Origin of the sequence: Chitinimonas sp. BJB300 (genome assembly GCF_002735695.1) — a bacterium.
In the GTDB taxonomy this organism is placed as follows: Bacteria; Pseudomonadota; Gammaproteobacteria; order Burkholderiales; family Chitinimonadaceae; genus Chitinimonas.
The window spans coordinates 1-6,070 of the sequence record NZ_PDZH01000173.1; the positions used below are offsets into that span (position 1 = coordinate 1).

3 protein-coding genes and 2 pseudogenes are annotated in these 6,070 nt (G+C 50.1%); 3 read left to right on the forward strand and 2 right to left on the reverse strand.

The window, feature by feature from the left end:
- Window positions 1–862: IS21 family transposase (gene istA / locus CSQ89_RS19185; protein WP_143747099.1), on the reverse strand; the 862-nt coding region annotated here is incomplete at its 3' end.
- 738 nt (window positions 863–1,600) lie between these two features.
- Here istA and CSQ89_RS19195 point away from each other — a divergent pair.
- The 3 genes and pseudogenes from CSQ89_RS19195 to CSQ89_RS19205 all read left to right on the forward strand — a co-directional run.
- A pseudogene (locus tag CSQ89_RS19195) lies at window positions 1,601–1,693 on the forward strand (IS5/IS1182 family transposase); the annotation flags it as partial.
- 450 nt (window positions 1,694–2,143) lie between these two features.
- Entirely contained in the window at window positions 2,144–3,820 is a 1,677-nt protein-coding gene (locus CSQ89_RS19200; protein WP_099407658.1) for a M12 family metallopeptidase, read from the forward strand.
- 124 nt (window positions 3,821–3,944) lie between these two features.
- Window positions 3,945–4,294 (forward strand): annotated as a pseudogene (locus tag CSQ89_RS19205) (transposase); the annotation flags it as partial.
- A gap of 390 nt (window positions 4,295–4,684) precedes the next feature.
- Here the strand turns inward: CSQ89_RS19205 and CSQ89_RS19210 are convergent.
- Window positions 4,685–5,710, reverse strand: coding sequence for a porin (locus CSQ89_RS19210; RefSeq protein ID WP_099407659.1), 1,026 nt, complete (start codon window positions 5,708–5,710; stop codon window positions 4,685–4,687).
- Between the last annotated feature and the right edge of the window lie 360 nt (window positions 5,711–6,070).

Consider the following 6,070-nt stretch of genomic DNA (forward strand, 5'->3'; position numbering starts at 1 on the left):
TGGTACAGGCCGGCATAGTGGGATGTTTGCGCTGCGCCAACTCTCGGCAACGGGTCTCCAGCCACGCGTTCAACGTATCGAAACTGGCGAACCGCGCCAAGGGCGTGAACAACCATTCCCGTACATTGCCCACCTGATTTTCGACCTGCCCTTTTTCCCACCCTGACGCTGGAGTACAGGCTACCGGCTCAAACAGATAGTGATTGGCCAGCGCCATGAAGCGGCGATTGAACTGGCGCTCCTTGCCGGTAAAAATGGTTTCAACCACTGCCTTGAGGTTGTCGTAAACCATACGCTGAGGCACACCCCCAAAGAAGGCAAAGGCGCGATTATGTGCATCGATCACCATTTCCTGAGTTTCGCGTGGGTAGGCTGCGATGAACATCTGCCGGCTATAGGTCAGGCGGAAATGGGCGACCTTGACGGTTTGTATCACACCACCAAGCTCAACCTGCTCATGACTCCAGTCGAATTGGCAGGCTTCACCGGGTGCAAAGATCAGAGGCACAAAAGCCTGTTTGCTGGTTGAGACAGCCTTATCTGCTTTCCAGCCTTTTACAAATCGTTGCACGCTGTCATAGGCACCTCGATAACCCTCAACCTGCAATCCTTCAAACAAGCGGCGAGCGGTACGTCGCTGGGCTTTGGGTAGGTGAGCTTCTACCTCTAGCCAAGCCTCCAGTATGACTTGGAACTGTCCTAGCTTCGGTGTTGGCTGATTCTGGCGCTGATAGATCGGTTCGACTTCAGTCTGAAGGTGCTTTCGGACGGTGGGACGAGAGAGTTTTAGGTCACGCGCAATGGAGCTGATGCTTTCCTTGCTGACCAGATGACGACGCCGGATTTCGGCAATGAGATTCATGTTTATCACCCCAGATTCTCCGGCAGAAACACCGGATGGTTGCACACCCAGGGGTGGAAACTATTGAACGCTGTTTACCCCTGGAATCTGGAAAGTTTTGCACGCTGTTTTACACCCCTTTATCTTCAGCGCAGCAATTCTATTCCCTAGCATACTGAGGACCACCACGGGACTGGGCTTTTCTCATCCATCACCCATTTTTTGCGACAGAACCAGTTTGCACGTACTTGCTTACAACATGAAGCGGGTGATGAAGATCATTAGAAATCAGGCCCTAATGAATGCGACGCAGGCCTGAAAGGGTCTTCTTTGGTTCAGGTTTTGCTGCGATTACGGGAAAATGATGAACGTGCCACAAAGCGATCACATAGATCGCTACGCTCGGGGAGTTTTTACACAGCCTCGCCGAGAACCAGACATTCTGAAACATCTCTCGGTACTTCTGTATATGGACCCCACCTCGTTTGCAAGCATCCCTTTGGGTTGTCTGCAGCCAGCCTTTTCAGTTTATGTCCGGCAAGCTCCCACGAATGGGTCCGAGTATGTTATTCCGAAGAATCAAGCCACAAACATTCTCAATGCCACAGGCGGCGAAACGTCAACAGGAACTAGAGGGTGTCGTCACAAGATTTCCCTGGCCTTAAAATTCAGCAATGACGCTTGAATCTATTACCTCGCCGGCGCATCGTCGCCATGACATTTCAGATTCACACTGGCTCTTGCTGGAGCCCCATCTGCCGGGGCATCGCAACCCGTTATGCCAAGAATATGGCCTCTTTTCTGGCGGCCGCCCAGATCCGCTGCATGGCGATCTGGATCGGCATCTTGTGACGACACCCTCTAATGTGTACCCAGCTCATTTTTGATTGCGAATCGCTACCCCTATGGACCCACTGTCGACTTTGGTTCGGCAACTACTTCGGCTGTAAAGCCTATCGCAAAGCTTCAAGCCACCATGTCCTTGGGAATAGTTACACAGCTTTTAGCTGCGTTCATCCGAGACTAGGCACGCGCTGACTAACCAATAGGGCAGTCTTTGCTAAGTGGATTCCTGCAAAAGCCACGCCGGCTTATTCGTTGACGGCAGCACATGGAACATTCAGAAGGTAATGGTATTAATGGGGTAGGCTTATTCATTGACATGCTTATGTCATGCGGATAGATTGGCGCCGACTTTTGAGTGCATACATTTACATCAGGTAATTGTTTCACCGTCTTTAGGGTCATCTATTGTTTATGAAATTTGTTGAATGAATTTCTATTTATAAATTGAAGGGCATCATGAAACTTAAATTCTCTGTTCTTACTTTATTGGTAGTAACTGCCTTAGGCGCAATGGCTGGACCCAATCTGGTGGGCAACCCGGAAGAGACCGCTGCCCGTAACCCAAAGACACTCAAAGTCAAGGTAACAGGCACAGATGATTGGATCGACGTCGCTGTCAAGGATGGGTATGTCTTCCTAGGAGACATGCGCCTTAAACCAGTCAAAGCAGCTCAAAGCGAAGGTATCGTCCTCACCGAAAGTAAAGATAAAGATTGGCGCCAAGAAAGCGTTATTCAATCCAAGCAAATTGCCGCCGACAATCATTTGGCTCGTGCTACCCGATGGCCCAACAATACGGTTTATTACACTTACGATGCGCAGCTGTCGCAAACTGCACGTAACGCTATCCAAGAAGGCATGAAGCTGATTTCGGACAAAACCGCCGTGCGTTTTGTACAGCGGACCAACGAAACTAACTATGTACGCTTCTTCCGTGGTGATGGTTGTTATTCAGACGTAGGCATGCAGCGAGGCGGGCAAGACATTTCTATCGGCTCTGGTTGTGAATGGCCAGGCATTGCCGCACACGAAATGTTGCATGCACTGGGTTGGATGCACGAACAAATGCGCCCTGATCGTGACAGCTATGTACAAATACACGAAGAAAACATGCAAACGGAGGACTGGGTAAAGGGTCAATTCATAAAGCTACGCTCCAGCGAAAGTGATCCCGTAGGTGGTTATGACTTCGACTCAGTCATGCATTACTCCGCGGGTGCATTTTCTAAGAATGGTCAGGCCACAATTGTTCCTGTCAGAAGTGATGTTGATGCACGGAGAATGGGACAACGTAAGGACCTGAGTCCTGGTGACGTAGCATCTGTACAGAAGTTTTACCCTGGCGATGTTGGTCAAGTAACGCTCAAAGCAACATTTAATGCTCAGCAGTTGACGATCGATGAAAATGGTAGCGGTAGCCTGACGCTGGATCTGGCAGGAACCAACCTGACAGGAATTCGGGTCTATCCCAGTTCAGACAACACGAGTGTGATTGCATCTACAGGTATTAGCGTCCAAGAAAACCAAACAAACCAACGAACCGTTCGAATCACTCCGGTTAGGGGTGCATTCGGCACAGCCAACATTACGGTGCGCATCATAGCTACCAACGGTAAAGAAGCCACTGCTTCCTTCAAGCTGACTGTGCTGAAAGACAAAAACGGTGGCGGTACCGGTGGCGGAGCTGGTAGTACCACCAGCAAGTACGACCGCAGTGGAAAGTACAAGCATGGTGACGTTGTCGAAGTAAATGGCAAGCGCTATACCCTCACACTGATGGTAAACAACCAGCCTGGCGGTACTTACTGGATCTGGGGTTCGTACTGCGACCCAACCTCTTGCAGTACAAACAACTCCTTTAAGCACGGTGGTTGGCTCAATGCTTACTGGGCTAGTGCAGGTAGTGGTGGTGGTTCTACGGGTGGTGGTACGACAACCAATGCGGATACCTTCAATATCTTCAAGCAGTATCGCGACCAGGATCAAACCGTTTACAAAGGCCGGACCTATCGCCTTACGGTCAAAGTGGATGGTCGTAATACAAACAACTACCCCTTGTATGGCGGCAGCTGCATCCCAACCGAAGTGCCGTTTGTATCCAAAGACGGTCGGGCGACAGCGTACTGGCAGTAAGTGACCTATGTAGTGCGTTTTTCTTATCCCCTGTACCCAATCAAAGTCAGGGGATTTGATTTTTCTCGTATTAGAACCTGTCTAAAGTCTTTTCTATTCGACCGAGATGCTTGATCCTTGCCGGATGAGACCCCCTTACCCCAGCGACATCAGCCGCGAACAGTTCGAACACATCCGCCCACGCCCGTGAAAAGACCAGCCCTCGCCGAATCGACTTGTACGAGGTGTTTTGCGCCGTCCTCTATCTCCTCAAAAGCGGCTGCCAGTGGCGCATGCTACCCGCCGAATTTCCCAAGTGGCGCACCGTGTATGCGTACTTCTCCATCTGGCGCGAGGTACAAGAAGATGGAACCAGCCTGCTACAACAGGCACTTAAAAAATCAGGTTGGCGCGGCCCGTATCAAACTGGGGCGGAACGCCACGACGACATTCTTGATCGTCGACGCGCAGAGCGTGAAGAACACCGATAGTGCTAGACCGGTTGCTAGTGACAATGAAGATTGGTAAAGACTTCCAGCGGTTGCGCAGGCAATCTTGATGTGATGGCAAGACAGGTAAGACCGTGACCGACAAACCCCGAGATTGTCAAAGTGCGTAAAGCACGGTGATCTGATAGCGGAGTCGGTCAGCATATTCCATCAGGGACAGAGGCGAAGGCCTTATTAAAAGTCTGGATGTATGGCTGCAATCTCAACCTTGTTCTTGGTGCAACAAAAAGATGACTTGGCAATCGGGGGCGTCCATGTATGACAATCGGGCACCGTCAAAACGGGCAACTGTCAGATCAAGTCTGAACTTCTACAGCTTACAGTTCATCCATTTGGCTTTCTTTTCGGTGCTGCTCAAAAGACTTTAGCCAGGTTCTTAGAAAAGGTGGCAAATTGCAACGCCAATTACACGCGGGTCTTTGCCAGCAGATGGTGCGAATCTGTTGTCACCAGAATCAAACTTGGCAACACCTGAGTCTTCGTTCTGGATCTGTCCCAAGTAGCCATACAGGGTGCTACGCTTGCTCATGGCATAATCCACTTCGAGGGCGAGGAAGTCCACACCATCCTTGGCGTTGCTGGCAGTTTCCTTCGCTGTGGCAACCGATGCTTTCAGCGTGGTTGCCCCCATCTTGTAAGCACCGGCAAGCATGAAGACGTCGGTTTTTTTACCTGCATCATTGTCGATCTTGCTATATGCGCCACCAAAGGTGATATCTCCCATCTTCATGCCGGCAATGAGCTTGATGGCATTGAAATCTTTGCCCAGGGCAACGGCATCTTCCTTGGCGTAGTAGGCTGCGCCAACGTTCCACATACCTGCATCGTACTCACCGGAAAATGAGTATTCCTGCTTGTTGGTGCCGCCTTTGACCTTGGCTTCATCCGGCGCGTAAGACGCCCTGACCAGGAAACCGCTCATGTTTGGGCTGTGGTATTGGATGACATTTTTCTGGCGAACGTGGGCGTTCATACCCAATCCTGCAGCAGAGGCTTTGCCATTGATAAAAAAATCAATTGCATTGACTTGATTCCGCAACAACAAAACGTTTCTTACTAATGACTTGAATGGGGAATCGTAATTTCCCATCAATATAGTGCCAAAGCCACCTTTCAAGCCGATGTAGCTGTTACTGGTTGCAAAGGCAGTGGCCTTGGCCTCGTCCGGTGAAATGAAGGTTTCAATCTGCCAAACCGCTTTCAAGCCATTATTGAGGTCTTCCTCTCCCTTGAAGCCAATGCGTGATAGGAAATTTTGTACAACCAGGCGATTGGTGGTGGCGTCATCATTGGACTCTATACCGATGTCGAGGCGACCATACAGGTTGACACTGCTGTCTTCCGCAAAGGCTGGCGCAGAAAGTGCACCGAATACGGTGATGACGATCAATTGCTTTTGCATCTTGGATAGGCTTTATAGGTTTATTGTTATCGCTACATCAGTTCATGACCCGTCCAATTATGGTCGGCAACAGAGCGCTTTATACGTATATGGCATGACAATCGGTTTACAAACGCTTGGAACAAATAGCCTCAATCTTCAAGACCATTTTCTGATTTTAAGGTCTGCGATTAGCAGTTATACAGCCCTCGACTCACAGCACTCCGCTAACGAACCACTGCTGAAACTAGAAGCTATTCACCCGGCAACTAAGGGTTGATTTATTGGTGTCCGCCCCCAACTGATAGAAATGGACAAAGAAGACGGACGCAAGCTGTCGCGGCAAGAACAGCACGAAAGGCGCAAGCAAGCTGTGAGGTT

Bases quoted from the DNA above. Each gene is read 5' to 3' on its own strand.
- CSQ89_RS19200 (WP_099407658.1), top strand. From the start codon at position 2,144: ATGAAACTTAAATTCTCTGTTCTTACTTTATTGGTAGTAACTGCCTTA.
- CSQ89_RS19210 (WP_099407659.1), bottom strand. From the start codon at position 5,710: ATGCAAAAGCAATTGATCGTCATCACCGTATTCGGTGCACTTTCTGCG.